The organism is Novosphingobium sp. FW305-C-111 (genome assembly GCF_058783565.1).
Window position 1 is genome coordinate 371,635 of the sequence record NZ_JBYSYP010000001.1, and the last position, 26,996, is coordinate 398,630.

Annotated in this window: 27 protein-coding genes and 1 tRNA gene; 9 read left to right on the top strand and 19 right to left on the bottom strand. The window is 66.6% G+C overall.

Annotated elements, in window-relative coordinates:
* Positions 1-25 precede the first annotated feature (25 nt).
* Positions 26-1,351 (bottom strand): hemolysin family protein, encoded by a 1,326-nt coding sequence (locus AC3WLD_RS01890; protein WP_492555203.1) that lies wholly within the window; start codon positions 1,349-1,351, stop codon positions 26-28.
* Between the two features lie 252 nt (positions 1,352-1,603).
* On the opposite strand from AC3WLD_RS01890, the gene AC3WLD_RS01895 reads away from it, so the two are divergent.
* On the top strand, positions 1,604-2,290 hold the full coding sequence (locus tag AC3WLD_RS01895) for a YiaD family glycine zipper/OmpA-like lipoprotein (RefSeq protein WP_492555204.1): 687 nt from the start codon (positions 1,604-1,606) through the stop codon (positions 2,288-2,290).
* Positions 2,291-2,371: 81 nt separating this feature from the next.
* Positions 2,372-3,409 carry an aldo/keto reductase gene (locus tag AC3WLD_RS01900; RefSeq protein WP_492555205.1) on the top strand — a complete coding sequence of 346 codons (1,038 nt, stop codon included), beginning with the start codon at positions 2,372-2,374 and terminating at the stop codon, positions 3,407-3,409.
* A gap of 3 nt (positions 3,410-3,412) precedes the next feature.
* On the opposite strand, the gene AC3WLD_RS01905 is transcribed toward AC3WLD_RS01900, so the two are convergent.
* A complete protein-coding gene (locus AC3WLD_RS01905) occupies positions 3,413-4,189 on the bottom strand; it encodes a 3'(2'),5'-bisphosphate nucleotidase CysQ (RefSeq protein ID WP_492555206.1) in 777 nt (258 codons plus the stop codon).
* A gap of 173 nt (positions 4,190-4,362) precedes the next feature.
* Here AC3WLD_RS01905 and sucC point away from each other — a divergent pair, with 173 nt between their 5' ends.
* From sucC to AC3WLD_RS01920, 3 genes are all read left to right on the top strand, one after another.
* Positions 4,363-5,562, top strand: coding sequence for an ADP-forming succinate--CoA ligase subunit beta (gene sucC, locus AC3WLD_RS01910; protein WP_492555207.1), 1,200 nt, complete (start codon positions 4,363-4,365; stop codon positions 5,560-5,562).
* A 237-nt stretch (positions 5,563-5,799) separates the two neighbouring features.
* On the top strand, positions 5,800-6,546 hold the full coding sequence (locus AC3WLD_RS01915) for an electron transfer flavoprotein subunit beta/FixA family protein (protein WP_492555208.1): 747 nt from the start codon (positions 5,800-5,802) through the stop codon (positions 6,544-6,546).
* The gene (locus tag AC3WLD_RS01920) at positions 6,546-7,478 is read left to right on the top strand and encodes an electron transfer flavoprotein subunit alpha/FixB family protein (protein ID WP_492555209.1); all 933 of its coding nucleotides are present in this window, start codon (positions 6,546-6,548) and stop codon (positions 7,476-7,478) included. The genes AC3WLD_RS01915 and AC3WLD_RS01920 overlap by 1 nt, the downstream gene beginning before the upstream one ends.
* A gap of 80 nt (positions 7,479-7,558) precedes the next feature.
* Here the strand turns inward: AC3WLD_RS01920 and AC3WLD_RS01925 are convergent, their stop codons facing one another.
* From AC3WLD_RS01925 to AC3WLD_RS01965, 9 genes are all read right to left on the bottom strand, one after another.
* A complete protein-coding gene (locus AC3WLD_RS01925) occupies positions 7,559-9,331 on the bottom strand; it encodes a hypothetical protein (RefSeq protein ID WP_492555210.1) in 1,773 nt (590 codons plus the stop codon).
* Complete coding sequence (locus tag AC3WLD_RS01930) at positions 9,328-9,750, bottom strand: GtrA family protein (protein ID WP_492555211.1); 423 nt, start codon at positions 9,748-9,750, stop codon at positions 9,328-9,330. The genes AC3WLD_RS01925 and AC3WLD_RS01930 overlap by 4 nt, the downstream gene beginning before the upstream one ends.
* A gap of 80 nt (positions 9,751-9,830) precedes the next feature.
* Positions 9,831-11,411, bottom strand: coding sequence for an NAD(P)/FAD-dependent oxidoreductase (locus AC3WLD_RS01935; protein WP_492555212.1), 1,581 nt, complete (start codon positions 11,409-11,411; stop codon positions 9,831-9,833).
* Between the two features lie 142 nt (positions 11,412-11,553).
* Positions 11,554-12,213, bottom strand: a complete 660-nt coding sequence (locus AC3WLD_RS01940) for a PilZ domain-containing protein (RefSeq protein WP_492555213.1) — start codon at positions 12,211-12,213, stop codon at positions 11,554-11,556.
* A gap of 126 nt (positions 12,214-12,339) precedes the next feature.
* Positions 12,340-12,639 carry a PilZ domain-containing protein gene (locus tag AC3WLD_RS01945; RefSeq protein ID WP_492555214.1) on the bottom strand — a complete coding sequence of 100 codons (300 nt, stop codon included), beginning with the start codon at positions 12,637-12,639 and terminating at the stop codon, positions 12,340-12,342.
* Positions 12,640-12,741: 102 nt separating this feature from the next.
* Positions 12,742-14,796: a 3-hydroxyacyl-CoA dehydrogenase NAD-binding domain-containing protein gene (locus tag AC3WLD_RS01950; RefSeq protein ID WP_492555215.1), complete on the bottom strand. Its 2,055-nt coding sequence runs from the start codon at positions 14,794-14,796 to the stop codon at positions 12,742-12,744.
* An 88-nt stretch (positions 14,797-14,884) separates the two neighbouring features.
* Positions 14,885-14,969 (bottom strand) — tRNA-Leu (locus tag AC3WLD_RS01955).
* A gap of 76 nt (positions 14,970-15,045) precedes the next feature.
* Positions 15,046-15,327, bottom strand: a complete 282-nt coding sequence (locus AC3WLD_RS01960) for an integration host factor subunit beta (protein WP_492555216.1) — start codon at positions 15,325-15,327, stop codon at positions 15,046-15,048.
* Between the two features lie 181 nt (positions 15,328-15,508).
* Complete coding sequence (locus AC3WLD_RS01965; RefSeq protein WP_492555217.1) at positions 15,509-15,856, bottom strand: GntR family transcriptional regulator; 348 nt, start codon at positions 15,854-15,856, stop codon at positions 15,509-15,511.
* A 177-nt stretch (positions 15,857-16,033) separates the two neighbouring features.
* Here AC3WLD_RS01965 and AC3WLD_RS01970 point away from each other — a divergent pair, with 177 nt between their 5' ends.
* From AC3WLD_RS01970 to AC3WLD_RS01980, 3 genes are all read left to right on the top strand, one after another.
* A complete protein-coding gene (locus tag AC3WLD_RS01970; protein WP_492555218.1) occupies positions 16,034-17,920 on the top strand; it encodes a peptide MFS transporter in 1,887 nt (628 codons plus the stop codon).
* 21 nt (positions 17,921-17,941) lie between these two features.
* On the top strand, positions 17,942-18,634 hold the full coding sequence (locus AC3WLD_RS01975; RefSeq protein ID WP_492555219.1) for an NnrU family protein: 693 nt from the start codon (positions 17,942-17,944) through the stop codon (positions 18,632-18,634).
* An 82-nt stretch (positions 18,635-18,716) separates the two neighbouring features.
* The gene (locus AC3WLD_RS01980; protein WP_492555220.1) at positions 18,717-19,214 is read left to right on the top strand and encodes an energy transducer TonB; all 498 of its coding nucleotides are present in this window, start codon (positions 18,717-18,719) and stop codon (positions 19,212-19,214) included.
* A 10-nt stretch (positions 19,215-19,224) separates the two neighbouring features.
* Here the strand turns inward: AC3WLD_RS01980 and dxs are convergent, their stop codons facing one another.
* From dxs to AC3WLD_RS02015, 7 genes are all read right to left on the bottom strand, one after another.
* Positions 19,225-21,147, bottom strand: coding sequence for a 1-deoxy-D-xylulose-5-phosphate synthase (gene dxs, locus AC3WLD_RS01985; RefSeq protein ID WP_492555221.1), 1,923 nt, complete (start codon positions 21,145-21,147; stop codon positions 19,225-19,227).
* A 75-nt stretch (positions 21,148-21,222) separates the two neighbouring features.
* Entirely contained in the window at positions 21,223-21,696 is a 474-nt protein-coding gene (locus AC3WLD_RS01990; RefSeq protein ID WP_492555222.1) for a Fur family transcriptional regulator, read from the bottom strand.
* 56 nt (positions 21,697-21,752) lie between these two features.
* Positions 21,753-22,424, bottom strand: a complete 672-nt coding sequence (msrA, locus tag AC3WLD_RS01995) for a peptide-methionine (S)-S-oxide reductase MsrA (protein WP_492555223.1) — start codon at positions 22,422-22,424, stop codon at positions 21,753-21,755.
* Positions 22,421-22,546: a hypothetical protein gene (locus AC3WLD_RS02000; protein ID WP_492555224.1), complete on the bottom strand. Its 126-nt coding sequence runs from the start codon at positions 22,544-22,546 to the stop codon at positions 22,421-22,423. Before AC3WLD_RS02000 ends, msrA begins: the two co-directional genes overlap by 4 nt.
* A 199-nt stretch (positions 22,547-22,745) precedes the next feature.
* Entirely contained in the window at positions 22,746-23,522 is a 777-nt protein-coding gene (gene xth, locus AC3WLD_RS02005; RefSeq protein ID WP_492555225.1) for an exodeoxyribonuclease III, read from the bottom strand.
* Between the two features lie 99 nt (positions 23,523-23,621).
* The gene (locus AC3WLD_RS02010; RefSeq protein WP_492555226.1) at positions 23,622-23,954 is read right to left on the bottom strand and encodes a HesB/IscA family protein; all 333 of its coding nucleotides are present in this window, start codon (positions 23,952-23,954) and stop codon (positions 23,622-23,624) included.
* Positions 23,955-23,992: 38 nt separating this feature from the next.
* On the bottom strand, positions 23,993-24,424 hold the full coding sequence (locus AC3WLD_RS02015; protein WP_492555227.1) for a CBS domain-containing protein: 432 nt from the start codon (positions 24,422-24,424) through the stop codon (positions 23,993-23,995).
* 125 nt (positions 24,425-24,549) lie between these two features.
* On the opposite strand from AC3WLD_RS02015, the gene AC3WLD_RS02020 reads away from it, so the two are divergent.
* Positions 24,550-24,834: a hypothetical protein gene (locus AC3WLD_RS02020; RefSeq protein ID WP_492555228.1), complete on the top strand. Its 285-nt coding sequence runs from the start codon at positions 24,550-24,552 to the stop codon at positions 24,832-24,834.
* Positions 24,835-24,836: 2 nt separating this feature from the next.
* Here the strand turns inward: AC3WLD_RS02020 and AC3WLD_RS02025 are convergent, their stop codons facing one another.
* A complete protein-coding gene (locus tag AC3WLD_RS02025; protein WP_492555229.1) occupies positions 24,837-26,996 on the bottom strand; it encodes a transglycosylase domain-containing protein in 2,160 nt (719 codons plus the stop codon).

Here is a 26,996-nt window from a genome sequence, read left to right on the forward strand (position 1 = left end):
GGGGGGGCGATGGTGGGCCTGAAACTTACGCCCCAGCTTCCTCCGCCGCCTTCTTGCGGCGGCTCACCAGCAGCTTGTCGATCTTGCGGCCGTCCATGTCGACGATCTCGAAGCGCCAGCCCTGTTCGTCGAATGTCTCGCCCTCGTGCGGCAGGCGCTTGAGCACCGACAGGGCAAAGCCGGCCGCCGTCGCGAAATCCCGGTCTTCCGGCAGATCTATCCCCAGCCGCAGCGCCATCGCGTCGGCCGGCAGCGCGCCGGAAACGAGCAGCGAGCCATCCTCGCGCTCGACGACAAGAGGATGGTCGCCCTCATCCTGATGCGCGATGAACTGCCCCGCGATGGCCGAGAGAAGGTCGGCGGGCGTGACGATCCCTTCGAGGTGGCCGTACTCGTCGTGGACCAGCGCCATCGCCACGTCGGCCTGCTGCATCACCCGCAGCGCGTCCATCGCATCCAGCTGGTCGGGGACGATCGCCGGCTTCTTCATCAGCCGCGCCATCTGCACCTTGCGCCCGCGCAGCCAGACCGAGAGCACGTCGCGGACCTTGACCACGCCGGTGACGTTGTCGATCGATCCTTCGGCGACCAGCAGCAGCGAGTGCGGGCTGTTCTCGATCGCCGTGCGCAGCTCCGCCTCGGGGGCGCGGCGCTCGATCCAGTGAAGCTCGGTGCGCGGGGTCATCAGCTCGCGCACCGGGCGGTCGGCGAGGCGCATGATCCCGGTCATGATCGCGCGCTCTTCCTCCTCGATCACACCGGAGCGGGTGGCTTCGGCGAAGATCATGTGGAGTTCCTCGGCCGTGACCTCGTTCTCGCCGGCATGGCGCACCCCGGTGAGGCGCAGCAGCAGGTCGGACGAACGGTCGAGCAGCCAGACGAACGGGGCGCAGACCCGGGAGACGATCAGCATCGGCACCGAGGCGAGGCGGGCGATCGGCTCTGCGGCGCGGAGCGCGAACTGCTTGGGCACCAGCTCGCCGACGACAAGGCTGAAGTAAGTGGTGATCGCGATGACCAGGATGAAGCCGGCGTTGTCGGCATATTCCGCCGGCACGCCAAGCATCTGCAGACGCTCGCCGGTCGGCCCGCCCAGGCTCGCGCCCGAATAGGCGCCGGCGATGATCCCGACCAGGGTGATGCCGATCTGCACGGTCGAGAGGAATTTGCCGGGATTGGAGGCAAGGTCCAGCGCGACCTGCGCGCCGCGGCTGCCGTCCTCGGCCGCGACCTTGAGCCGGGCGGGACGGGCAGAGACGATGGCGAGTTCGGACATCGAGAACAGCCCGTTGAGAAGCACGAGGGCCGCAATGATGAAGACGTCGGACCAGGGGAAAGGCGATGGCGTCACAGCAACGCCGCGCTAGCACAGTTGTCGGGCAAGTCTAAGCGTCCTGTTGGCAAGATTCTGGCGCATAAAAATTAACCAATGACCTCAGCGCCACAGCCCTCAACTCGCCAAAGCGGATACAGTTGCAGATTGTGCATTCGGGAACCGTTCATGCAGCGAGTGCGTATTCGGGAGCACAACCAGTTCGGCACAGGGCTCTCGGGTCGCAAACAGGGCGCCGCCGGAACAGGGTTTAGAAGGACTCAAAGTATCATGAAGATTCGTCGCACACTCGTCGCTTCGCTCGCCGCTGTTTCGCTCGTCAGCCTCTCGGCCTGCGTCACCGATCCTAATACCGGAGAGCGCAAGGTTTCCCGCACCGCCATCGGCGGTGTCGGCGGCGCGCTCGCAGGGTACCTGCTCGGCGGGATCATCGGTGGCAAGACCGCCCGTATCGTCGGCGCCGGCATCGGCGGTGTCGCCGGGGCCGCGGTCGGCTACCAGATGGACCAGCAGATCAAGGAACTCAAGGAATCGACCGCCGGTTCGGGCGTCGATGTTACCAGCGATGGCCAGTCGATCCTGCTCAACCTGCCGAACGGCGTGACTTTTCCGGTCGACAGCTACACCGTTCAGCCCGGCTTCCGCGCCACGCTCGACGATGTTGCCGCGTCGCTGATCAAGTATCCCAACAGCCTGATCGACGTCTATGGCCACACCGACTCGACCGGGTCGGACGCATACAACCAGACCCTGTCGCAGCGCCGCGCCCAGGCCGTTGCCGATTACCTGATCTCGCGCGGCGTGCCGGCAGCGCGCATTCGCAGCCAGGGCTTCGGTGAAAGCCAGCCGATCGCCTCGAACGCGACCGAGGAAGGTCGCTCCGCCAATCGCCGGGTCGAAATCAAGATCATCCCGGTCACCCAGGACGATGTGAACGCGGCTCGCGCAGGTCAGTAAGATCTACTGAAAATGCGATCGCCAGCCGGTTGACCTTCGGGTCATCCGGCTGGCAACGCATGGGGCAAAGGAGATTTGCCCATGCCTATCGCCCGCCGCACCATCAACGGCCGTTCCGTCAACCCGGTGGGCTATGGCTGCATGTCACTCAGCTGGGCCTACGGCAACCCGCCGAGCGAGGACGAGGCGATTCGGCTGCTGAACCTAGCGCTCGACCTTGGTTACGATAATCTCGACACCGCGCGGCTTTATGGCCTCGGCCAGAACGAGACGCTCATCGGCAAGGCGCTGAAAGCGCGGCGGAGCGACTTCTTCCTCGCCTCCAAGACGGGCATCCTCCTGGACGGCAAGAGCCGGGCGATCAACGGCAAGCCCGAATTCGTCAAGGAGCAGCTAGAGGTTTCGCTGAAGCTGCTGCAGACCGACCATATCGATCTCTATTACCTCCATCGCCGCGACTTCCAGACGCCGATCGAGGATTCGGTCGGCGCGCTGGCGGACTGCGTGCGGGAAGGCAAGATCGGCGCGATCGGCCTGTCCGAGATGTCGGCCGACACGCTGCGCAAGGCTGCTGCCGTCCATCCCATTGCCGCGATGCAAAGCGAGTACTCGGTGATGACCCGCAATCCGGACATCGCGGTCCTCGAGGCATGCCGCGAACTAGGTACGACCTTCGTCGCCTTCGGGACGGTCGGGCGCGGGATACTGGTCGACGACCTGCCGGAAATGGCAGCACTGCCCCCGCATGACATCCGCAAGTCCATGCCCCGCTTCACCGGGGCAAACTGGCAGCGCAACCGCGAGACCATCGCTGCCTTCCAGGCGATCGCCGCCCGGGAGGGCGTGACCGCCGCGCAGCTTTCCAACGCCTGGGTGCTTGGCCGCGGTGAGCACGTGGTGGTGATCCCCGGCACCTCTAACGAGGCGCACCTGGCCGAGAACATCGCCCGCTGGGATTACGAAGTCGCGCCCGCCGTTGCCGCGGAGATAGACGCGCTGGTAAACCGCGAGACCGTGGCTGGCGAACGCTACTCACGGGGCATGCAGGCGAGCATAGACACTGAAGTCTTCGAGGGCGAACGCGAGGCGATCGACGCCTGGCGGCTGGAGCAGGCCTAAGGCCTAAGCCAGCTTCGCCGCCCGCTCCGCCAGCCGCTCGACCGCGGCGGCGTGGATCGCGGGCGCGGTAACCAGCAGGCCGAACGCGCGCGGGTCGCGCTTGTTGTAGACCAGCGGCTTGCCGAACGCGTCGCTGACCTCCGCTCCGGCCTCGCGCGCGATCAGCGTGGCGGCAGCGACGTCCCATTCGAAGCCCCAGCGCAGCGTGGCGAGCAGGTCGGCTTCATCCGCCCCGACCATCGCGATCCTGAGCGCGATCGAGTTTGGCTTGTCGACCGTCACGAGGTCGCTATCGACCTTGGCCAGGCTGTCCGCGGGCACCCGAGCCCCGGCCAGTTCTTTCCGCTGGCTGGCACGCAAGCGATGTCCGTTGCGCCTCGCTCCGCGGCCCGCTTCGGACCACCACATCTCGTCGCGCGCCGGTGCACACAGCGCGCCGATCAGGGGGCGTCCCGAGCTGACCAGCGCCACCGAGACCGCCCAGCCCGGCCGACCACGGATGAAATCGCGGGTCCCGTCGATCGGGTCGACCAGCCAGCACAGCCCCTTGCCCAGCCGTTCGGGATGATCAATCGTCTCTTCCGACAGCCATCCGGCCGACGGAAGCAGCGCGTGCAGTTCACGCTTGAGGAAGGTGTCCACGGCGATGTCTGCCTCGCACACCGGATTGCCCGGGGTCTTCTCCCATGTCTTCAGGGCATGGCCATGACCCGGCCACCTGGCGAGCGCCATCGCCCCGGCTTCGCGGACAATGCTTTCAAGGCGACCGTGATCTATCATCGTTGGCCAAACGCCCTGTCGCGAAAGCGCCGGCAAGGCAAGCGCGCCGTAAGGGCCATGCCTCTTTAATCGCGCTACTTAGGGCCTTTTCATTGCCGGACCGCTGTGCTTTAGGCGGCGCGGATCGGGGCGACTCCCCGGCATTGGCTTCTCTTCATCCCCGGGGAACTTGCATGAACGTCCACGAATATCAGGCCAAAGAACTGCTGGCAAAATTCGGCGTGCCGATCCCGGCGGGCCACGCCGCGCTGACTGTCGAGGAAGCGGTCGCCGGTGCGAAGCAGCTCCCCGGGCCGCTCTACGTGGTCAAGGCGCAGATCCACGCCGGCGGGCGCGGCAAGGGCAAGTTCAAGGAGCTGAGTGCTGAAGCGAAGGGCGGCGTCCGCCTCGCCAAGAGCCTCGACGAGGTCGAAAGCAACGCGAAGGAAATGCTCGGCAACACCCTCGTCACCATCCAGACGGGCGACGCGGGCAAGCAGGTCAACCGGCTCTACGTGACCGACGGCGTCGACATCGCCAAGGAATACTACCTGTCGATGGTCGTCGACCGTGCCACCGGCCGCGTCGCGTTCATCGCCTCGACCGAAGGCGGGATGGACATCGAAGAGGTCGCCCACTCGACGCCTGAGAAGATCACCACGATCACCATCGACCCGGCCGAAGGCTTCCAGCCCCACCACGGCCGCTCGATCGCGTACGGACTCAAGCTTTCGGGCGATCTCAACAAGCAGGCGCAGAAGCTCGCCGGGCAGCTTTATGAAGCGTTCATGGCGCTCGACTGCTCGATGCTCGAGATCAATCCGCTGGTCGAGACCGTCGACGGCAAGCTGCTGGTGCTCGACACCAAGATGAGCTTCGATTCGAACGCGCTCTATCGCCACCCCGACGTGATGGCCCTGCGCGACGAGACCGAGGAAGACCCGGCGGAGATCGAAGCCTCGAAGTACGATCTCGCCTACATCAAGCTCGACGGCGATATCGGCTGCATGGTCAACGGCGCGGGCCTCGCCATGGCGACGATGGACATCATCAAGCTGAACGGCATGTTCCCGGCCAACTTCCTCGACGTCGGCGGCGGCGCTTCGAAGGAAAAGGTCACCGCGGCGTTCAAGATCATCCTGTCCGACCCGGCGGTGAAGGGGATCCTCGTCAACATCTTCGGCGGGATCATGAAGTGCGACATCATCGCCGACGGCATCGTCGCGGCGGCGAAGGAAGTGAACCTGCAGGTTCCGCTGGTGGTCCGCCTCGAAGGCACCAATGTCGAGCAGGGCAAGGCCATCCTCGCAGGCTCCGGCCTCGCGATCGTCCCCGCCAACGACCTGGGCGACGCGGCTCGCAAGATCGTGGCCGAGGTCAAGAAGGTCGCCTGAGCGCGCTGACGCTACGGCAGGCTGAATTGCGGCGGCGGGAGCGATCCTGCCGCCGTTTTCATGCGCGCGGCGCGTTGCAGGGTGGCGGGCGGCGGGCTATGCCGGAGGCAGAGAGGGTCGCCCTTGTGATACCCCAACGTAGGGTCTTGACCTTCTTCGCAAGTGCGGCAATGGCGACCGCGCTGAATTTAATCGTACGGCTAAACCGGCCATTCCCCCGAGAGGAAGGACCACTCGATGAAAGCCTTGGTCTGCGTCAAGCGCGTGATCGACTATAACGTGAAGCCGCGGGTGAAGTCCGACGGCACCGGCGTCGATCTTGCCAACGTCAAGATGAGCATGAACCCGTTCGACGAAATCGCCGTCGAGGAAGCCATCCGCCTCAAGGAAAAGGGCGTGGTCACGGAAATCGTCGCGGTTTCGGTCGGCCCGCAGAAGGCCCAGGAAACGCTGCGCACGGCGCTGGCAATGGGCGCGGACCGCGCCATCCTCGTCCAGACCGATGACGAGGTCGAGCCGCTCGCCGTAGCCAAGATCGTCAAGGGCATCGCCGATGAAGAGGCGCCCGGACTGATCATCACCGGCAAGCAGGCGATCGACGACGACAGCAACCAGGTCGGCCAGATGGTCGCCGCGCTGCTCGGCCGCCCGCAGGGCACCTTCGCCAATGAAGTCACCGTCGAGGGCGATTCGGTCGTGGTGAAGCGTGAGGTCGATGGCGGTCTCGAAACCGTCAAGCTGGCGCTGCCCGCAGTCGTCACCACAGACCTGCGCCTCAACGAGCCGCGCTACGCCTCGCTGCCGAACATCATGAAGGCCAAGTCCAAGCCGCTCGCCACCAAGGCACCGGCCGACTACGGCGTCGATACCGCCGCCCGCCTCAAGACGCTGAAGGTTTCGGAACCGCCGGTGCGCAGCGCCGGCATCAAGGTGCCCGACGTCGATACGCTCGTCGCCAAGCTCAAGGAAATGGGAGTCGCCTGATGGCCAACGTTCTCGTCTGGGTCGAACACGACAACGCGTCGGTCAAGGACGCCACCCTCGCCGCGGTGACCGCCGCTTCGCAGCTCGGTGAAGTCACCGCGCTCGTCGCCGGTTCGGGCTGCGATGGCGCCGCTGCCGCCGCCGCGCAGATCACCGGTGTCTCGAAGGTCCTGAAGGCCGACGACGCAGCCCTCGCCAACGCGCTCGCCGAAAACGTCGCGCCGCTGGTTGCCGGGCTGATGGCGAACTACGACGCGTTCGTTGCGCCTGCCACCACCACCGGCAAGAACGTCGCGCCGCGCGTCGCCGCGCTGCTCGACGTGATGCAGGTGTCGGACATCCTCTCGGTCGAGGGTCCGAAGACCTTCACCCGGCCGATCTACGCCGGCAACGCCATCGCCACGGTCGAAAGCACCGACGCCAAGCTGGTGATCACCGTGCGCGGCACTGCCTTCGCCAAGGCGGCGGCGACCGGCGGCTCTGCTTCGGTCGAAGCGGTCGGCGGCGCGAACGAGTCGGGCCTCTCGGCCTTCCAGGGTTCGGAAATCGCCAAGAGCGAGCGCCCGGAACTGACCAGCGCCAAGATCATCGTCTCGGGCGGCCGCGCCCTCAAGGACGCGGACACCTTCAAGCAGGTCATCTTCCCGCTGGCCGACAAGCTCAATGCGGGCGTCGGGGCAAGCCGCGCCGCGGTCGATGCGGGCTATGTCCCGAACGACTACCAGGTCGGCCAGACCGGCAAGATCGTCGCGCCGGAAGTCTACATCGCAGTCGGCATCTCGGGCGCGATCCAGCATCTCGCCGGCATGAAGGATTCGAAAACCATCATCGCCATCAACAAGGATGAGGACGCCCCGATCTTCCAGGTCGCGGACATCGGCCTCGTCGGCGACCTGTTCACGCTGGTGCCGGAGCTGACCGGCAAGCTCTGAACCGGACCCAGCCAAAACAGAGAGGGGCCTTGCGGGAACGCAGGGCCCCTTTTCGTTTGTCCGGAGCGAAAGCCGACGGTCTAGCGGACCACCTGCCACACCCGCAGCGTCCCGGCCTCCGGCGGAAGCGGAACCGGCTGCAGCCAGACCGGCGGCTTGCCCGCGAGAAGCCGAGCCATCAGGCCCTGCTCCTGCATGTCGCGATAGACCCCGGCCTCGACGAGGTCGTCGCAGGCGACGACGTAGGCCGCGCCATGCTTGCGGACCAGTGCGTGGGCCTCGTCGCCGGTACCCAGGAAGGCGGCGATCACGTCGTGCATGGCGGCACTGGCGCGGTGGTGGCTTGTCGCGACGACCGCGTGATCGGTGCGGAGCAGCGCCCACGGGCCGAGGTCCAGCGGGGTGAACAAGGTAGAGCGCGGCAGGCTGCGCAGCGCGGCGAGCGAGCCGGGCAGGCCGCAAACGTCGGACATGCCTCCCTTGGCGGGCTCCGCGTGAGCCGAGGGGATCGCCCGGTCGACCGCGAAAGCAACCATTCCGGGGGCCAGCGCCGCCAGCACGAGAACCAGCGCGCCGAGTTTGGCGCGCATGCTCGCCAGCGCCTCGATCCGGGCGAGTAGCGGGCGCAGCGCGGCCGCGACGGCAATGGTCGACAGCGCGCATGCCGCTGCGCCCGCCCGCGACACCAGCAGCGCGACCAGTGCGAACCCGGCGAGCAGGAGCGCAAACTCGAACCACGCATCGCGGCGGTCGGCGGTTTCGGGGCTGCGCCACAGGAACAGCGAGGCGGCGAGTGCGATGAACGGCGGCGCGGCGATCTGGACGGCGGCAACGGCGGGCTGCCGCCACACCGGTAGGCCTTCGAGGACGTTGCGATACCAGACCTGCTGGACCAGCGGATCGAGCGCGGCGAATGGCCCGCGGGTGCATTGCGGGGCCACGACGAGGAAGCTCACCACCACCGCCACGCCGACGAGGCCCAGAAGCAGCACCACCGCTCGCGGCGGCGGATTGCGCAGCGCGACCAGCCGCAACCCGATCGCGGCGACGGCGAACCCGGCGAGGTAACCAGGCGAGGCAATGTCGCAGTAGCCGGTCAAGTCCGTGCCGCGGGTCAGCAGGAACAGCGCGGCGCCGGTCGCGGCAAGGCTGTCCAGCATCGCCACGAGCCCTCCGCGCGCTTCGGGATCGCGCAGCCAGCGCAGCGCCAGCACGCCCGCGAACAGCGCGGCGTAAGGCAGCAACTCCAGGCTGATCGCCATGCCGGTCGCGAGCGCCGCGCCGCACAGCCAGCCGCCGATACGCCGGTCGCGGGCGAACAGGGCATTGGCCGCTGCAAGCAGGGTGACGATCTGCCAGCCGTGGTGATCGATCCGCAAGGGCGCGAACTGGGTCATCGTCGCGAAGGCCAGCGGCCACAGCAGGCACGAAACCAATGCGGCGCGCTCATCGGCAAGACGCAGGGCGAGGCGGGCGGTCAGAAGCATCCCACACAGCAGCGTCAGCAGCGGCACGGCGATCACGGCGGCGGTCTCCGCAGCGCCTGCGCCCACCATCGGCGTGAGGGTGAGGATCACCAGCGCCAGCGGTATATCCACCAGCCGCGACCAATGCATCAGCACGCCGGCCGGCGGATCGATCTTCCACATGTGGACGTCGAACCAGCTCTGCCCGGCCAGCAGGTTCCGGACCTGGACGAGCCGCAGGGTGTCGTCGGGATCGGCAAAGCGCAAGCCGGCGACATTCGCCCGCGCCGCCACCAGCGACAGGGCCGCGACGGTGAGCCACACGAGAATCACGCGCAGCAGCAGCGGACGGGTCAGCCCCTGCCACGCCGCATCGGAGCTTCTCATGCAGCGTCCTTGCGGAAGATCACCCGCTCGCGCAGTAGCCAGGTCACGGTGAAGCTGGCGGCGATGGCGAAGAGCTTGGCAATACGCGGGTCGATGCCGATGCGCTCACCCGTGCCGACGATCGCGGTGGTCACGGCGAGCCCGACCAGCGCCGAGGCGACAAACAGCGCCTTCTGCCGGGTCCGCGCCATGCCGCGCTCCGCCACCGAATCGGCGAAGACCTTGCGGCTCGACATGACCCAGTGCGCGGCAATGCCGAGACTGTAGCCCAGCGCCGAGGCGACGATGGCCGGGACCTCGAGCGCGAGCAGGGCAAGGAAGCTGCCCATGTCGACCGCGAGCGCGCCGACGCTGGCGATCAGGTAGCGCAGCAGCGTCACTTGGCGCAGGCGGTTCATCAGGGGGAGGACGTGGTTCATCGGTATCGCACTCGTCACGCAGATGGTCTGCCAGCGGCACGAAGCCCCCGCGTTCCGCGGGGGCGCGGGTCTCATCGAACTCAGGCGGCCTTGCGGTCCGTATCCGGCTTGATCCGCTCTGGCACTTCGCGAACGGAGGCGAGTGCGGCGGCCTGGTCTTCGCTGACCGCGCGGGCCGCGAGTTGCTGCTGTTCGCCCTCGTCGCCGGCTTCGTGGTACTCGGCGTCCTCGTTGACGCACCAGATGTCGTAGACGCGGGCTTCGGCGAGGATGTTCTCGGCCGTCAGCATCGCGGTCATCATCGCGTGGTCCTGGTTGTTGTAGCGGTGCATGCCGTTGCGGCCGACCATGTGCAGCGTCGGGTGCGCGGCTTCGAGTTCGGCGCGCATCGCGGCGACGTTGGCGGCATAGTCCTCGTCGTAGACCGGGTAGGCCTTCTCCTGCCGCACCACGACCCCGCCGATCACCTGGTCCGCCGAGACGAGGCCCAGTGTCGCCATCTCGCGGGTGGCGAGGGCCACAAGGTCATCGTCGGACGAGGCCCAGAGGTCGTCGCCTTCGAAGCAGAAGTATTCGAGGCCGACGCAGGCCACCCCGGTATCGGGCACCATTTCCGGCGACCACGAGCGGAAGTTCTGGATGCGGCCGACCTTCACCTTGCTGTCGTGGATGTAAATCCAGTTGTCGGGGAACAGGTCCTCGTCGGCCCGGATCTTCAGCGCGACGGTGAGGAAGTCGCGGTACTTGAGCTTGCTCGCTTCCAGCGTCGTCGCCGGCAGCGGGTGCATGCGCGCGGCAAGTTCGCGCATCGGGGCAGAGCTGATCGCATGGCGGGCGCGGATCACGGTCTCGCCTTGCGGCCCGGTGGCCGAAAGCCGCCAGCCGCCCTGGCCGTCGGCGGCAAGCTGCTTCATGGCATGGCCCATCAGGACCTCGCCCTTGCCGGTGGCGAGGATCTTGTCCCGCGCGGCGTCCCACATCATGCCGGGGCCGAGGCGCGGATAGCGGAAGGTTTCGAGCAAGGTCTTCACCGCCTGCCCGTCGTTCGGCGCCTTGTTCAGGCCGAGGCTGCGCTTGAGGCCATCGACGACGGCACCCCACAGCGACAGACCCTTGATCCGCTGGGCCGCCCAGTCGGCGCTCATCTCGTCGCAGGGCATGCCCCAGACCTTCTCGGTATAGGTCTTGAAGAAGATCGAATAGAGCTTCACCCCGAACTGGTTCGTGGTCCAGTCCTCGAAGCTTTTCACGGTCTTGCGCGGCATCAGCTTGGCCTTGGCAAAGCTTGCCATGCACAGCGCCGAGCGGACGATGCCGAGGTTCCACAGCGCCTCGAACGCGCGCAGCGGGTATGAGTAGAACTTGCCCTCGTAATAGATGCGGCTCATCCGCGGACGCTGGATGAAGTCATCGGGCAGGATCTCGTTCCACAGGTCGACGACCTGCTGGCTCTTGGAAAAGAACCGGTGCCCGCCGATGTCGAAGCGGTAGCCCTCGTGCTCCACCGTGCGGCTGATCCCGCCGACGTAGGTGCTGTCCTTCTCGATGATCGCGACCGAAAGCCCGGCCTTGGTCAGCAGGTACCCGGCGGTGAGCCCCGCCGGCCCGGCCCCGATGATGGCCACGTCAACGTCACGAACAGAACCTGCGGTCATGGACATACCCCCTGTCGATCGCTTCCGATCTCGTGATCAGGGAGTGAAGGAAATTGGCTAAGGGAAGGTTAACGCCGGACTGCGGCCTCACGAAAAAGCCCGGCACCGCAGGCGCGGGCCGGGCTTCCTCACAACGAGCCGGTTGGGCTCAAACGGGCTTGCGCGATCCCAGGGCACTGGCCTGCTCGACCGCCTCGGCAAACTGGATCGGCGCGGAAACGCGGGCGAGGTCGTCGAGACGGAACGGATGCTCGAAGATCAGGCCATAGCGCGGTGCGCTGCGCCAACGCACCTTGGCGTAGATCGGCGGCAGGACCTGGGTGTCGATCCGCACCAGCTCGTTCATCATCAGCCACTTGTCGCTCTCGATCGAGCAACCCTGCTGGGAGATGTCGCGAAAGGTGACCGGCGTCGCCGTTCCGCCCGAATGGAGCATGGCCGGCAGGGTAATGCGCAGGCGCAGCTGGCGTTTGGGGTAGGTCCCGTTCGAATCGTCGATCAGCTTGTGGACGTCGACGTCTCGGAGGAATCGGCAGCCGGCGTGATCGTCCCCGCTCCACACCAGCTCGACCGGATAGCGCTCTCCGCTGCCCAATTCGAGCAGCAGGGCCTTGTGTTCCGGAATCTCGTGAAAGATGCGAACCTTGACCCCGGTGGCCGAGGCGTCGCGGAGGATGCACAGAAACTCGCGCCCGTCGGCGATCAGCTTTGCGGTCCTGAGCAACAGGGTGAAACGCGGAGCGTGACGGCCCTCCGGGCCGGCCGGACCCAGGCTTTCCCAACTCTCGGAACGATGCAGTTCACCCAAAGCCGGTCCCCCGAACCGAAAGTGCCCCTGCGGATGGAAACCCGCCCGCTTCGGACACGACGTTACGGCACAGTGGTTTCCGGGAGGTTACCGGCGACGGCGCAAATCGAACGATAGCCCGCCGATTCACCAGCCCAGCTCGGACTGGCGCCGGGCCAGCATCGAATCGAACACAGCCGGGTGCATCGGCCGGACAAAGCGGCAGCCGCACAGGAACTTGTCGGCCCAGGCGACGATCGCCTCGAGAGGCTCGAGCCCGGGAAAGGTCAGCCAGATCGGGTCGCCGGTGCGCAGCGCATCGAGCGCACGGACCTTGGCGCCGAGCACGGATACGTCGACGACCTCGACCCGCGCGCGGAATCGCCCGCGGCGGTACTGGACCTGCGCGAGGAACGGCTGGCGCTCCGCCGCGCGTTCGATCCGCAACTGGTTAGATCTTGCTTCCACCCGGCCGCATGCCCCCGCTCCGCCCGCAGAACGCGCGGGCCGGCAGCGAGGGCTAGCGGGAAACCGTCAAGATTCCGTTGATCAGGCGCGGGTGAAGCTGCTGCCCGCCGCCGCCTTCTCGGCGAGCAGGGGTGCGGGCTCGATGCCCATGTCCTTCAGCCCTTCGACCACCTTGGCGAGGCCCACGCTGTCAGCCCAGAACATCGGTCCGCCAGTATAGACCGGCCAGTTGTACCCGAGAATGCAGGCGACATCGATATCGCTCGCGCGCTGGGCGACGCCCTCGGCAAGAACCTTCGCGCCTTCGTTCACGACCGGGTAGAGCAGCCGCGCCACGATCGCTTCCGCGGACGACGGGCCCTTGTCTTCGACGCCCTTGTGAGCGGCGAAATCGGCAATGACCTTGGCCGCGACCGGGCTGGGCGAGGCGTTGCGCCTCTCGTCGTAGTCATAGAAGCCTGCGCCGGACTTCTGCCCCAGCCGACCGAGATCGACGAGATCGCCGCGCAGTGTACGCTCATTGCTGCCCCGTCCGATCACATCGAGGCCGACAAGGTCGCCCATCGCGAACGGCCCCATCGCGAAACCGTAATCGTAGATCGCCTTGTCGATGTCCTGCGGGCTCGGCCCTTCGAGGACGAGCTGCATCGCCTGCTGGCTGCGCGGGCTCATCACCCGGTTGGCGATGAAGCCATGGCCGACGCGGCTGACCACCGGCACCTTGGCAATGGTCTTGGAGAGCTTGAGTGCTGTCGCCAGCACGCTGTTCGAGGTCTTCGCGCCCCGCACGATCTCGAGCAGGCGCATGACGTTGGCGGGCGAGAAGAAGTGCAGCCCGAGCACCGATTCGGGCCGGCTGGTGGCCGAGGCGATCTCGTCGATGTCGAGGTAGCTGGTGTTGGAGGCGAGCATCGCGCCGGGCTTGGCCACGGCGTCCAGTTTGCTGAAGATCTCCTTCTTGACCCCCATCTCCTCGAACACGGCCTCGATCACAAGGTCGACCTGGCCGAGCGCGGCGATGTCCAGCGCAGGGGTGATCAGGCCCATCCGCTGCTCGACCTGTTCGGCGGTCATCCGGCCCTTGGCGGCGGAGTTCTCGTAGTTCTTGCGGATCACGGCGATACCGCGGTCAAGCGCGGCCTGGCTCATCTCGACGAGCGTCACCGGAATCCCGGCGTTGAGGAAGTTCATGGTGATTCCGCCGCCCATCGTGCCCGCGCCGATCACACCGACCGACCTGACCGGCAGCAGCGGGGTGTCGGCAGGCAGGTCCTTGACCTTCGCCGCTTCGCGCTCGGCGAAGAAGTAATAGCGCTGGGCGGCGCTTTCCGTGCTCGCCATCAGCTCCATGAACAGCTCGCGCTCGCGGATCATGCCCTCGTCGAACGGCAGTTCAGCTGAGGCCTCGATCGCCTTGACGATGTTGAACGGCGCCTTGAATCCGCGGAAGGCGCGGGCGTTCTTCTTGAGATAGGCATCATAGGCGTCGCGCTTGCCGCGGTATGGCTCGACCTTCTCCTGCCGGTCGCGGACCCGGGCGAGCGGCTGGCCGACAAGGCTGCGCGCAAAGGCAATCGCATCCTCGCGCAGGCTTTCCTCGCCCGCGAGCTTGTCGATCATGCCAAGCTCCAGTGCCTCTTTCGCGGGGATCGGCGCGCCGCCACCAATGATCTCGAGCGCGGCCTCGATCCCGACGATGCGCGGCAGGCGCTGGGTCCCGCCTGCGCCGGGCAGCAGGCCGAGCGCGACTTCGGGCAGGCCGACCTTGGCCGAGGGCACCGCGATGCGGCAGTGGCAGGTCAGCGCCAGTTCGTACCCGCCGCCCAGCGCCGTGCCGTGGATCGCCGCAACGACCGGCTTGTCTCCGCCCTCAATGATGTCGAACACGGCCTGCAGCCCCGGCTCCTGCGGGGGCTTTCCGAGCTCGGAGATGTCGGCCCCGGCGATGAAGGTGCGCCCGGCGCAGATCAGGACGATGGCCTCGACCGTATCGTCGGCAGCGAATCGGCGGAAGCCTGCGTCGAGCGCCTTGCGGGTGTGGATGCTGAGCGCGTTGACCGGCGGATAGTCAACGGTGAGCACGCCCACCCCGTCCACGACCTCGATGGTTCCGGCTCCGACCGATTCAGCGCTCATCTTCCTGCTCCCGTTGGCCGCACAGCGCGGCGGTCGGGATGCTGGTTATAGAACTGGCGGGCAAGGGCAAGGAGGCATTGCTACCCGCTGGTACGGACGGCGGGACTCGAACCCGCACGAGCAAAGCTCAAGGGATTTTAAGTCCCCTGCGTCTACCATTCCGCCACGTCCGCACGGGCCGTGCCGCGGATGGCACAGGAGAGCGCGCCAGGCAATCGCCCACGGCGGCAAGCCGGATTGTCGGAGAAACTACTCGGCGTTCAGGCGCTGGCGCATTTCCTTGCCGGGCTTGAAATACGGCACGCGCTTGCCGGGGACGTCGACCGAATCTCCGGTGCGCGGGTTGCGCCCCTTGCGGGCATCACGCTCGCGGGTGGAGAACGCGCCAAAGCCGCGGAGCTCCACGCGCCCGCCTTCGGCCAGGCGCTTGGCAATCTCGTCGAAGAAAACGTCGACGACCTTCTCGATTTCCTCGCTGCGCATGCCAGGGCTTTCCTTGGCGAGCGCTTGCAACAGCTCAGACCTTATCATTCTCCGTCCCCTCTGCTGCCTGCCCCCCCGGGCAGGCGGAGCGACTGCGACCCGCCCCATTCCATGCCGTCCGACCCCCCGGCCCGGCGATTCCGCATCCTGCCAGAGAGGCCCCGTGAAAACAATCGTTTCCACTAACAAATGTTAGAGACAAATGGTCCGAAGCGGCACGCCGCGCCGGTCAGGCGGTGATTCGTTCGATCAGCATCGCCGGATCGATCCGGAGGAGCTGTATCCGATCCAGAATCTCCGGCCATTCGGCGGCCATGAAGCGCTCTGCCTCGCGCGCTCGCAAGGCTTCCGCGGCACCGGGCGCGACCATCAATCCGACTCCGCGCTGGACCACGACGAGCCCTTCGTCCTGGAACTGCTGGTAAGCCTTTGCGACTGTCAGCGGGTTGGCCCCCTGCTCGGCCGCAAAGGCGCGGACCGAAGGGAGCATCGCGCCCTCCGGATAAGTCCCCTCGATGATCCCCGCCGCGATGAGGTCGCGCAGGCGCAGATAGACGGGGCGATCGGTCCGGGACATGGGTGCCATAGTGCCATAATACAGCGATGCAGCCAAGCCTGTTGGATGCCCGGCCGCGTTCGCCGGAACTGCTTTCACTTGCAACAAAAGGCTTTGCTGCGCCGATTTGCCCGCTAGGGTGCCGGCAAATGCCCGCAGCACAAGCGGGCAGAGGCGAAAACGATACGGGATGCGCGAATGAAGGACATGGCCCTGTGGAGCGAAGGTGACTGGATCGCGGCGATCGCCGCAGTCGCCTTGTTCATTGTGCTCACGATCGGTGCGGTCATCGCCAGCCGCAAGAGCGAGGAATTCGTGGGCCATCCGCGCGGCCTGTTCGTGCTGTTCTATGCCGAGATGTGGGAGCGCTTCTCCTATTACGGGATGCGCGCGCTGCTGATCCTGTACCTGGTGAAGTTCTGGCTGTTCACCGACGGCAAGGGCACTTTCATTTATGGCACCTACACCAGCCTCGTGTACATCACGCCAGTCCTCGGCGGCTACCTCGCCGATCGCTGGCTTGGCCAGCGCAAGGCCGTGCTGTTCGGCGGCGTCGTCCTGGCCTTCGGCCACCTGTTCATGGCTTACGAAGGCCTGCAGGGCGTCACCGATCCGCTGGCCAAGCAGGCCGATCCGGCGATCAACGTGTTCTGGCTGGCGCTGGCGCTGATCATCGTCGGCTCGGGCTTCCTCAAGGCCAACATCTCGGTCATCGTCGGCCAGCTCTACCGGATGCGCGACACCCGCCGGGATGCCGCCTACACGATCTTCTACATGGGCGTGAACACGGGCGCAGCTCTGGGCACGATCCTCGTCGGCTACCTCGGTGAGACAGTCGGGTGGTCATGGGGCTTCGGCCTGGCCGGAATCGGCATGGTGCTCGGCCTGATCATCTTTGTGATCGGCAAACCTGCCCTGAAAGGCCAAGGCGAACCGCCAAAGCCTCTGCCCAAGAAGAACGAGTTCGCGCTTTACGCCACTGGTTTAGCTGCAGTTGCGGTCATTTGGGTTCTGGTTGCGCTGACAGGCACATCCGATCCAGCCGACAAGGCGTCACTTTTCAGTCCGGGGAATGCCGTCCAGAATCTGTTGATTGTCTCGGGCGTGGCAATGCTTGGTTACGTGCTTTTCGTCGCGCTCTTTCAGCTTCCCTATGGATCGCTGGGGAGCGCACCGCGTGGACGGGTCATCACTGTTGCAAGTCTGATGATCTTGCTGATTTACGCAATGCTCGCGATGTCCAGCGGTTGGGCGATCAGCAAGATTGGGGTCCCGCTGTTCGGCTATACGGTTTCGCTCGCTCTGCTGGTCATCCTTGCAGCCACGATCGCGGTGCTCGTTCTGTGCGCTATGGAGAAGGCGGCAATCGCCTGCGAGCCGCGCGACCGCATGTTCGCGATCCTGTTCCTGATCGCGCTGAACCCAATCTTCTGGGGCCTGTTCGAGCAGGCGGGCGGTTCGCTCTCGCTCTATACCGACAAGTTCGTCGATCGCGGCGGGGTGCCGACCAGCCTGTTCCAGTCGATCAACCCGATCTATATCGTGCTGTTCGGCCCGCTGTTCGCCGGTCTCTGGCAGGTGCTGGGCAAGAAGGGCCTGGAACCGAGCGCGCCCGCCAAGTTCGGCCTCGCGCTGGTCCAGGTCGGTCTTGGATTCCTCGTATTCGTGTGGGGCGCGAACGCGGTCGGCATCGGCACGATGACCCCGGTACTGTTCGTGTTCCTGATCTATCTGCTCCACACCACCGGCGAGCTCTGCCTTTCGCCCGTCGGACTTTCGGCGATGACCCGGCTCGCCCCGCTCCACCTCGGCAGCTTCATCATGGGCGCGTGGTTCTACATGACCGCGGTAGGCAACTTCGTCGCGGGCAAGATCGGCGAGGCCACCGGAGGCGAGGGCGGGGAAATGAGCAAGGAGCTCACCCTGTCGATCTACTCGACCATCGGCTGGGTTACCATCGGCATCGCGGTCGTGGTCCTCGCGGTTTCACCGTTCGTGAAGCGGTGGATGCACCTCGACACGCTGGAAGATCGCGGCGCCGAACCGGGGTCCGATGCGGACATTACGGTGACTGCAAGGGCGTAAACATTTCAGGAAAGGGACAGGATGGAACAGGCGCTGACTTCGCTCTTCGCGGCTTCGGTCGCGTTTCTCGGCAGCCATTTCGTCCTCTCCCACCCGTTGCGCGCGCCGCTGGTCCGCAAGCTGGGCGAGCAGGGATTCCTCGGGCTGTACTCGCTCGTCGCCTTCGCCACGTTCGGATGGATGGTCTGGGCGTTCCTCTCCGCGCCCTACGAACCGAGGCTGTGGGACGGATTCGAGGACCTGCCGTGGGCGATTGCCAGCGTGTTGACGATCGTGGCGCTTACGCTGTTCATCGGCTCGCTGATCGGTAACCCGGCCTTGCCGCAGCAGAAGACTGCCGGCCTTTCCGGCAAGACGCCGCACGGCGTGTTCCGCGTGACCCGCCACCCGATGATGTGGGGCTTCGCGCTGTGGGCCATCGCCCACGCCCTAGTCGCGCCGACCCCGCGCACCCTGATCCTGACCGGCGCGATCGGAACCCTCGCGCTGCTCGGCGCGCATCTTCAGGACCGCAAGAAGGAAGCCCTGCTCGGTGCCGAATGGCAGGCGTGGGAGGCAAAGACCAGCTACTGGCCGCGCCTATCGCAGCTGGCCGCGCCGGGATGGTTGTGGCTGGCAGGTGTGGCACTGTGGCTTGGCGTGACCTGGCTGCACGCACCACTCGGCTATGTCCCGGCGGGCGTGTGGAAGTGGGTGGGGATCAATTGGGCGTGAGCCGCAACCCTCGGGCAAACAATGCTTGTCAGCAGGCCGTTGATCAGTGATCGTCGCGTCTTCCGGTTGGGGGACTTGGGGCATGAACGGAAAATCCGAAGCCATCGTCGGCGCGCTGTTCTTTTTCGGCGGGCTGGCCATCACGATCGTGACCTTCAGCGCGGCAGAGGACGGCGGCTCTTATGTGGTCGCCTGGGGGGCGATCCTGTTCGGATTCATCCAGATGATCCGCGGGTTTTCCCGGATGCAGACGGAGCCCGAGGTCGATAGCTGGAACGAGGCTCCTGTCCTCGCCGCGCCGGCTCGGATGATCGACGGCGGGCTGTCGATGGAGGACTACCCCGCCGACGCCATTCGCGACGGCGCTCAGGGCAAGACCGTGGTGGGCTTCACCGTCGATGAAACCGGCACGGTCGGCAACGTCCACGTGGCCGGGTCAAGCGGCCACAATTCGCTCGACGAGGCCGCCTGCAAGGCCGTGGCCGAACGCTTTCGCTTCGAACCGGCGCGCGACAACAATGGCTATGCGATGGCTCAGGACCGGACGCAGGCGATCACATGGACTTTGCCCGGGGATTGATGCGACCGGGTTAAGCCCGCGCCTCGCTGACCCCTGCGCTGTTGTGGCGCAGCGCCTTCAGCACCGTTTCGACGATCTGCGGCGCGTTGAGGCCGGCGGCGTCGTATTGCTTGTCAGGGTTGTCATGATCCTGGAACGCGTCGGGCAGGCGCATCGTGCGTATCTTGAGGCCGGCGTCAGTCAGCCCCTCGTCGCTCGCCATCGTCAAGACATGCGCGCCGAGCCCGCCGATCGAGCCTTCCTCGACCGTCACCACGACCTCGTGCGTCGCCATCAGCTGGCGGATCAGGTCGCTGTCGATCGGCTTGGCGAAGCGCAGGTCGGCGACCGTGGTCGACAGCCCCTTGGCCTCGAGCTGGTCGGCCGCCTTCAGCGCCTCGACCAGCCGCGTGCCGAGCGAGAGGATCGCAACCTTGCTGCCGTGGCGGACGATGCGGCCCTTGCCGATCTCGAGCTGCTCGGGCACCTCCGGCAGGGGTACGCCGGTGCCGTTGCCGCGCGGGTAGCGGAAGGCGATCGGCCCGCTGTCGTGCAGCGCGGCGGTGTAAGTCATGTGGACCAGCTCCGCCTCGTCCGCGGCGGCCATGACCACCATGTTCGGCAGGCTCGCCAGATAGGTGATGTCGAACGAGCCGGCATGGGTCGCCCCGTCCGCACCGACCAGCCCGGCGCGGTCGATGGCGAAGCGCACCGGCAGGTTCTGGATCGCGACGTCGTGGACTACCTGGTCGTAGGCGCGCTGGAGGAAGGTCGAATAGATCGCGCAGAACGGGCGCATCCCTTCAGCGGCAAGTCCCGCGGCGAAAGTCACCGCGTGCTGTTCGGCAATGCCGACGTCGAAGCTGCGGTCCGGGTGCGCCTTCGCGAACCGGTCGACCCCGGTGCCCGAGGGCATCGCCGCGGTGATCGCGCAGATCGTCGGATCCGTATCGGCCAGCTTCGCCAGTGTCTCGCCGAAGACGTTCTGGTAGGCGGGCGCCTTGGCCGGCGCCTTGACCTGCTCGCCGGTGACCACGTCGAACTTCTGCACGCCGTGATACTTGTCTGCCGCCGCCTCGGCCGGGCCGTAGCCCTTGCCCTTCTGGGTCACGACATGGATCAGGCACGGCCCTTCCGCCGCATCGCGGACGTTCTCCAGCACCGGGATCAGCTGGTCGAGGTTGTGGCCGTCGATCGGGCCGACGTAATAGAACCCCAGTTCCTCGAACAGCGTGCCGCCCATCGCCATGCCGCGGGCGAACTCGTCGGTCTTCTTGGCGGCGCGGTGGAGCGGTTCGGGCAGCCTGCGCGAGATCCGCCGGGCAATGTCGCGGATGCCGAGGAACGGGCGCGACGAGACCAGCCGGGCAAGGTACGCGGAGAGCCCGCCGACCGGCGGCGCGATCGACATGTCGTTGTCGTTGAGGATCACGACAAGCCGGTTGCCGGCGTCGCGGGCGTTGTTCATCGCCTCGTAGGCCATGCCCGCGCTCATCGCCCCGTCGCCGATCACCGCGATGCCCTTGCCGGGGCGGTCCGCCAGCTTGTTGGCGATGGCAAAGCCGAGCGCGGCGGAGATCGAAGTACTGGAATGGGCCGCGCCGAACGGATCGTACTGGCTCTCGCTGCGCTTGGTGAAGCCCGAGAGGCCGCCACCCTGGCGCAGGGTGCGGATGCGACTCCGCCGCCCGGTGAGGATCTTGTGCGGGTAGGCCTGATGGCCGACGTCCCACACCAGCTTGTCCACCGGCGTGTCGAAGACATAGTGGATCGCCGTGGTCAGCTCGACCACCCCGAGCCCCGAACCGAGGTGCCCCCCGGTCTGGCCAACGGCAGAGATCATCTCTGCACGCAGTTCGTCCGCCAGCTGGCGCAGCTGGCTGGGTTGGAGCTTGCGGAGATCGGCGGGGGTATCGACCGTGTCGAGCAGCGGGGTGACCGGATTGGCGGACATGGGCTTGCCTTACACGCGCCGGGGCGTGCTGTCGAATACCTTGGTCGGGAATCGATAGCAGCCGGGCGGCGGGGCTCAGGTCAAATCGGCGCCTGCGCAATCGCCGCAGTGACCGCGGATCTCGACCACCGGCCGAACCTCGGCAAACCCGGCTTCCTGCGCGGCACCGCGAAGCGCGCCGGTCAGGCGGTCGTCGTCAATGTGGACGGCCTTGCCGCACAGGTCGCAGATCAGGAAGATGCAGTCGTGCCGGCAGCCGGGATGGCTGTTGGCAAGATAAGCGTTGGCGCTCTCCACCCGGCGGGCGAGGTTGGTCCGCACGAACAGGTCGAGAATCCTGTAGACCGAGTTCGCCGCGACCCGCTTCCCCCGGCGCGTGCCGACGCTCTCGGCAATGTCGTAGGCCGAGGCCGGGCGGTCATGCCCGACCAGCGCCTCGAACACGTCGGCGCGCATCTCGGTCCACTGTTCGCCACTTCCGACCAGCGCGTGCCGCGCCGCATCGACCAGCTGCTCGCCGTGGAAGTGGTGATGATTATGCCCAGCCATGGGGTCTAGATAAGGGCCCCCGACCACTTAGGCAAACCGGTGGCTCAGCCGGTGGCTCAGCCGGTGGTGAAGCCGCTCTTCCACAGGCCCGGGAACAGCCGCTTGAGCGCCTCGACCTTGGGCTTGTCCCAGCGCTGGATATAGCCGTGGTTGGGGTTCTTCTGGGCAAAGTCCTGGTGGTAATCCTCGGCCGGGTAGAAGCGGCCGTAACTTTCGACCGCGGTCACGATGGGCCGATGCCACGGGTCCATGACCTTGAGCTGCGCGAGATAGCCTGCCGCGACCCGGCTCTGCTCGCGGTTCAGCGGCACCAGCGCATTGCGGTACTGGGTGCCGGTGTCCGGTCCCTGGCGGTTGAGCTGGGTCGGATCGGTCGCGACCGAGAAGAACACCTGGAGCAGCTGGTCGTAGCGGACCTTCGAGGGATCGTAGGTCACCCGCACCGCCTCGGCATGGCCGGTGTTGCCGTCGCTCACGCGGTCGTAGTGCGCGGTGGCGGCGCTGCCGCCGTGGAAGCCGGAAACGACGCTGGTCACGCCCTTGACGTGGCTGAACACCGCCTCGACGCCCCAGAAGCAGCCGCCGGCGAACACTGCGGTCTTGAGCCCGCCGCTCTCGCGCGCCTGGACTTCGGGCGCCGGGGTCAGCAGCCCTTCTGCATGCGCGCTCTGCTGGCAGGCTACGGCCAGCAGCGCCGCGCCGATCAGGGCGGGGAGACCGCGCTTCATCCGAGGAGCTTCATTACGATCTCGGTGCGGGCATCGGCGCCGATCGCGGCGGCGATCCCGGCGCTGCCGAGGAGGAAGCCGATCATGAAAGAGCGGAAGAGGTCGGACTTGAACAGGGCCATCGTGGCGACTCGCAAGACTGGTCTATCTGCACCCGCCTTTGCCCCGGCGATTGTTGCGACGCTGTGAACAAGGCCACAGGTTCTGCCGCCAACCACTAGATTCGTCATTGCGAGGCCGAAGGCCGCGGCAATCCAAGGCGCAAGGTTGGATTGCTTCGTCGCTGCGCTCCTCGCAATGACGAAAGAGGGGCCATGTCGCTCAGTCGCGCAATTGCACCCACACCGGTGCATGGTCGCTCGCCTTCTCGCGCCCGCGGTATTCCTTGTCGACGCCGGCCGCGACCAGCCGGTCGGCCAGTTCGGGCGAGAGCAGCGCGTGGTCGATGCGGAAGCCGTGGTCGCGCTGCCATGCACCGGCCTGGTAGTCCCAGAAGGTCCACACACCGCCGCGCGGGTTCAATGTATCGATCGCGTCGGTCCACCCGTCGTTGAGCAGACGGCGATAGCCGTCGCGCGATTCGGGCTGCATGAGCGCGTCGCTGGCCATCGCCCGGACCGAGAACGTATCCTTGTCCTCGGGAATCACGTTGTAGTCGCCGATCACCAGCGCCGGGATTTCCTGCGCCGAGATTTCGGCCATCCGCTGGCGCAGCCGCTCCATCCAGCGAAGCTTGTAGTCGAACTTCGGCCCCGGCTGCGGGTTGCCGTTGGGCAGATAGATGCACACCACCCGGATGCCGAACACGTCGGCCTCAAGGTAACGGGAATGCTCGTCCTCGGGATCGCCGGGAAGGCCGCGGTGGGCCTCGACCGGCTGGACCCCGTCGGCGAGGATCGCCACGCCGTTGAAGCCTTTCTGGCCGTGCCAGATCGCATGATAACCAATCTTTTCGAACTCGGCGGCGGGGAAGCCTTCGTCCTGGGTCTTGATCTCCTGCAGGCAGGCGACGGAAGGCCGCGTCTCCTCCAGCCATTCGAGCAGCCGCGGCAGGCGCGCCTTGATCCCGTTGATGTTGAAGCTGGCGACCTTGATCATGGCGAGTCCGTCATTGCGTGCGCAGCGAAGCAATCCGGTTGCTGCCGCATGGCGATGGATTGCTTCGTCGCTGCGCGTCCCGCAATGACGAAGTGAAATTCAGACCGCGAAGCTCGATCCGCAGCCGCAGCCGGCAGTGGCATTGGGATTGCTCACCCGGAACGCCGCGCCGCCCAGCGATTCGACGAATTCCACCGTGCATCCCGACACGAGGTCCAGACTGACCGGGTCGACCAGCAGCATCACCCCGTCGGTTTCGGCCACGGTGTCGTCGCCCTCAGGCTCCCCGGCGAGCTCGAACTTGTACTGGAAGCCGGAACAGCCCCCGCCTTCGACCGCTAGGCGCAGCGCGGCCGGCTTGCCTTGCTTGGCCGCGATGGCGGCAACGCGGGCGGCGGCGCTGGGGGCGAGGGTGATGGTCGGTTGGCTCATGATTAGAAGATAGGCGCTCCGCCCCCTGCTCTCAAGCCTCAGGCGGTCTGGATATAGGCGAGCATGGCCTCGGCCTCGGCCTGGACGCTGTCGAGCCGGTGCTTGACGAGGTCGCCGATCGACACGAACGCGACCATCCGGCCTCCTTCCACCACCGGCAGGTGCCGGATGCGGCGGCGGGTCATCAGCGAGAGCGCTTCGAGCACCGGAGTGCCGGGGTCGACGGAGATGACCGGCGCGGTCATTGCGTCGCTGACTTTCAGCGACAGCGCGCCCGCACCATGCACGTTGAGACAATAGAGCACGTCGCGCTCGGAGAAGATCCCGGCGACCCCGCCCTCGCCGTCCGACACCGGCAGCGCGCCGATGCGCTTTTCGGCGAGCAGGGCGACGGCCTCGGCAACGGTGCGATCGGCCGAGATCGTCCAGACCTCGCCGCCCCGGTCCGCTGTAATCCTGCCTATCGTCATCTGGGCCTCCTCTTGCACGCGTCCGACCTGTCTGGCGCAGGCTCCGGACGGGCCAAGTGTGACATGAAATGCCCCTCTGCGAAAGCGGTTGCCAGCCCCCGCGACGAAGCGCATGGGCTGCGCCCATGACGCGCCCTTCCCCGCTCGACGACCCCCGCAACGCCGCATATGCCTGGGCCCGCTATCGCCGGCTGATGAAGGTCATGGCCGCGGTCTCGGCGCTGGTCGCGCTGGCCGTGTGCGGGTTCATGTACGTTTCGTTCGGATTCCTCTCGATCCACTTCTACATCGCGACGGCGCTGGGCGTGTGGTTCACGATGATGCTGGGATCGGCTCTGATGGCGCTGGTCTTCCTCTCCAGCGGGACCGGGCACGACCAGTCGATCGAGGACCCGCTCGACGACGACTGAACCTACTGCGGCAGTGGTGGCGGCTGGCTGCCGGGACGCGGGGTCGGGCCTGTGCGCGGCGCGGTCGAGGAAGTCGGCCTGGGCCGCGGGGTGCCCGCCTGCCCGCGTCCGGTCGCCTGGTTGAGAAAGTCATCGCCCGCCGCCGCCGGCACACCCTCGTCCGGTTCGACCGGAACCGGGCGGTCGTCGTTGGGCGCAGGCTGCTGTTCGTCCATCTTCCCCGGATCGATCAGGTTGCCGTTCTCGTCGACATAGGAATAGTCGCCGGGCTGGCCCATGTACTCCTCGTCTGGCTCGAGCTGCCATTCGGGAAGCTTGAGGTCGGTGTCGAATTTCTCGACCGGACGACGCGCGGTGGCGAAGCGCATGTAGCTGGCGAAAGCGCGGGCCGGAGCGGTCCCGCCCTGAAGACCGCCGACGGCCTTGGCATCATCGCGGCCCATCCATACGCCGGTCGTGATCCCGCTCGAGAAGCCGAGGAACCAGCCGTCCTTGTTGGACGTGGTCGTGCCGGTCTTGCCCGCGACCGGTCGGCCGATCTGCGCCGCGCGGCCGGTGCCGGTGGCAACCGCCGACTGGAGCAGATCGGTGATCCCCGCCGCGACATACGGCGGAACGAGCTGCTGCCCGCCTTCGGTGCGGTGCTGGTAGAGCACCTGCCCGTCGGTCGTGGTGATCTTGCGGATGCCGTAAGGCGTCACGGCCTGGCCCTTGGCCTCGACCGCCGCGAAGGCGCGCACCATGTCGATCACGCGAACGTTGGAGGTGCCGAGCACCATCGCCGGGTTGGTGGCGACCGGGGTGGTGATCCCGAATCGCCGCGCCATGTTGGCGACCGCGCCGAAGCCGACCTCCTGCCCGAGCTGCGCAGCCACGGTGTTCTTCGAGTAGGCGAACGCCGTGCGCACGTCGATTTCGCCGGCATAGCTGCCATTCGAATTGCGCGGGCTCCACCCGTCGATCGTCACCGGCTGGTCGACCACCCTGTCCTGCGGGGTATAGCCATTCTCGAGCGCGGCGAGATAGACGAACAGCTTCCAGGCCGAGCCCGGCTGGCGCACGGCGTTGGTCGCGCGGTTGTAGTTCGAGGTGGCGTAGTCGGTCCCGCCGACCATCGCCAGGACCGCGCCGTCGCGATCGAGGCTGACGAGTGCACCTTGCGCCCCCTTGGGCACGTTGGCCTGAACCGCAGCAGTCGCCGCGCGCTGCATGCCCATGTCGAGCGTGGTCCAGACCTCGATCGGCTGGTCGTTGTCGGGCAGGATCACGTCGAGCTGGGGCAGCGCCCAGTCGGTGAAGTAGCGAGCCGAATCGTGGGTCTGCTCATCGGCCAGCTTGACCGCCTTGAGGTCGATGCCCGCTGCCTCGCTCGCGCTGATCGTGCCGTTGGCCTGCATCACCTCGAGCACGACAGTGCCGCGGTCGACGGCGGCCTTCGCGTCGGCGGTCGGCGAGTAGCGCGAGGGCGCCTTGACCAGCCCGGCGATGATCGCGGATTCGGCGAGGTTCAGCTCGGTCCCGGGATGGCCGAAGAACTTGCGGCTGGCGGAATCGACGCCATAGGCGCCGCCGCCGAAATAGACCTTGTTGAGATAGAGCTCGAGGATCTGGTCCTTCGAGAACTTCTGTTCGAGCGCCAGCGCGAGGATCGCCTCGCGGATCTTGCGGTCGAAGGTCTTCGAGTTGTTGAGGAAGATGTTGCGGGCCAGCTGCTGGGTGATGGTCGAGCCGCCCTGGCGGAAGCGGCCGCTCTCGACCCGCACCCAGAACGAGCGGGCGATGCCGATCGGATCGACGCCCCAGTGATCGCGGAAGCGGCGGTCTTCGACCGAAACCATCGCGTTCTTCATCGGCGCGGGGATCTGCGCGATCGGCAGCCACTGGCCATAGCTGGGGCCCAGGGTGATGATCTCGCTGCCGTCGGCGGCGCGCACGACGATGGTCTGCCCGGCCTGGCTCGACTTGAGCTTGTCGTAGCTGGGAAGTGAGCGCGCGGTCAGCGCGACTGCGACGACGAGCGCGATGATGCCAAGCAGGGCGACGCTGCCCCCCCACACCACGAGCCGGCGCAGCCACTTGCGCCAGCCGGTTGCCGGCGGCTTGCTGCGAGGACCGCGGCCCTCCGGTTCGGAGCGGCGGCGCGGGATGTCCGTTCTGGCCAT

Coding starts and splice junctions, on each gene's coding strand:
- AC3WLD_RS01895 (WP_492555204.1), top strand. CDS start 1,604: ATGAAGATTCGTCGCACACTCGTCGCTTCGCTCGCCGCTGTTTCGCTC.
- AC3WLD_RS01900 (WP_492555205.1), top strand. CDS start 2,372: ATGCCTATCGCCCGCCGCACCATCAACGGCCGTTCCGTCAACCCGGTG.
- AC3WLD_RS01905 (WP_492555206.1), bottom strand. CDS start 4,189: ATGATAGATCACGGTCGCCTTGAAAGCATTGTCCGCGAAGCCGGGGCG.
- sucC (WP_492555207.1), top strand. CDS start 4,363: ATGAACGTCCACGAATATCAGGCCAAAGAACTGCTGGCAAAATTCGGC.
- AC3WLD_RS01915 (WP_492555208.1), top strand. CDS start 5,800: ATGAAAGCCTTGGTCTGCGTCAAGCGCGTGATCGACTATAACGTGAAG.
- AC3WLD_RS01920 (WP_492555209.1), top strand. CDS start 6,546: ATGGCCAACGTTCTCGTCTGGGTCGAACACGACAACGCGTCGGTCAAG.
- AC3WLD_RS01925 (WP_492555210.1), bottom strand. CDS start 9,331: ATGAGAAGCTCCGATGCGGCGTGGCAGGGGCTGACCCGTCCGCTGCTG.
- AC3WLD_RS01930 (WP_492555211.1), bottom strand. CDS start 9,750: ATGAACCACGTCCTCCCCCTGATGAACCGCCTGCGCCAAGTGACGCTG.
- AC3WLD_RS01935 (WP_492555212.1), bottom strand. CDS start 11,411: ATGTCCATGACCGCAGGTTCTGTTCGTGACGTTGACGTGGCCATCATC.
- AC3WLD_RS01950 (WP_492555215.1), bottom strand. CDS start 14,796: ATGAGCGCTGAATCGGTCGGAGCCGGAACCATCGAGGTCGTGGACGGG.
- AC3WLD_RS01960 (WP_492555216.1), bottom strand. CDS start 15,327: ATGATAAGGTCTGAGCTGTTGCAAGCGCTCGCCAAGGAAAGCCCTGGC.
- AC3WLD_RS01965 (WP_492555217.1), bottom strand. CDS start 15,856: ATGTCCCGGACCGATCGCCCCGTCTATCTGCGCCTGCGCGACCTCATC.
- AC3WLD_RS01970 (WP_492555218.1), top strand. CDS start 16,034: ATGAAGGACATGGCCCTGTGGAGCGAAGGTGACTGGATCGCGGCGATC.
- AC3WLD_RS01975 (WP_492555219.1), top strand. CDS start 17,942: ATGGAACAGGCGCTGACTTCGCTCTTCGCGGCTTCGGTCGCGTTTCTC.
- AC3WLD_RS01980 (WP_492555220.1), top strand. CDS start 18,717: ATGAACGGAAAATCCGAAGCCATCGTCGGCGCGCTGTTCTTTTTCGGC.
- dxs (WP_492555221.1), bottom strand. CDS start 21,147: ATGTCCGCCAATCCGGTCACCCCGCTGCTCGACACGGTCGATACCCCC.
- AC3WLD_RS01990 (WP_492555222.1), bottom strand. CDS start 21,696: ATGGCTGGGCATAATCATCACCACTTCCACGGCGAGCAGCTGGTCGAT.
- msrA (WP_492555223.1), bottom strand. CDS start 22,424: ATGAAGCGCGGTCTCCCCGCCCTGATCGGCGCGGCGCTGCTGGCCGTA.
- AC3WLD_RS02000 (WP_492555224.1), bottom strand. CDS start 22,546: ATGGCCCTGTTCAAGTCCGACCTCTTCCGCTCTTTCATGATCGGCTTC.
- xth (WP_492555225.1), bottom strand. CDS start 23,522: ATGATCAAGGTCGCCAGCTTCAACATCAACGGGATCAAGGCGCGCCTG.
- AC3WLD_RS02010 (WP_492555226.1), bottom strand. CDS start 23,954: ATGAGCCAACCGACCATCACCCTCGCCCCCAGCGCCGCCGCCCGCGTT.
- AC3WLD_RS02015 (WP_492555227.1), bottom strand. CDS start 24,424: ATGACGATAGGCAGGATTACAGCGGACCGGGGCGGCGAGGTCTGGACG.
- AC3WLD_RS02020 (WP_492555228.1), top strand. CDS start 24,550: ATGACGCGCCCTTCCCCGCTCGACGACCCCCGCAACGCCGCATATGCC.
- AC3WLD_RS02025 (WP_492555229.1), bottom strand. CDS start 26,996: ATGGCCAGAACGGACATCCCGCGCCGCCGCTCCGAACCGGAGGGCCGC.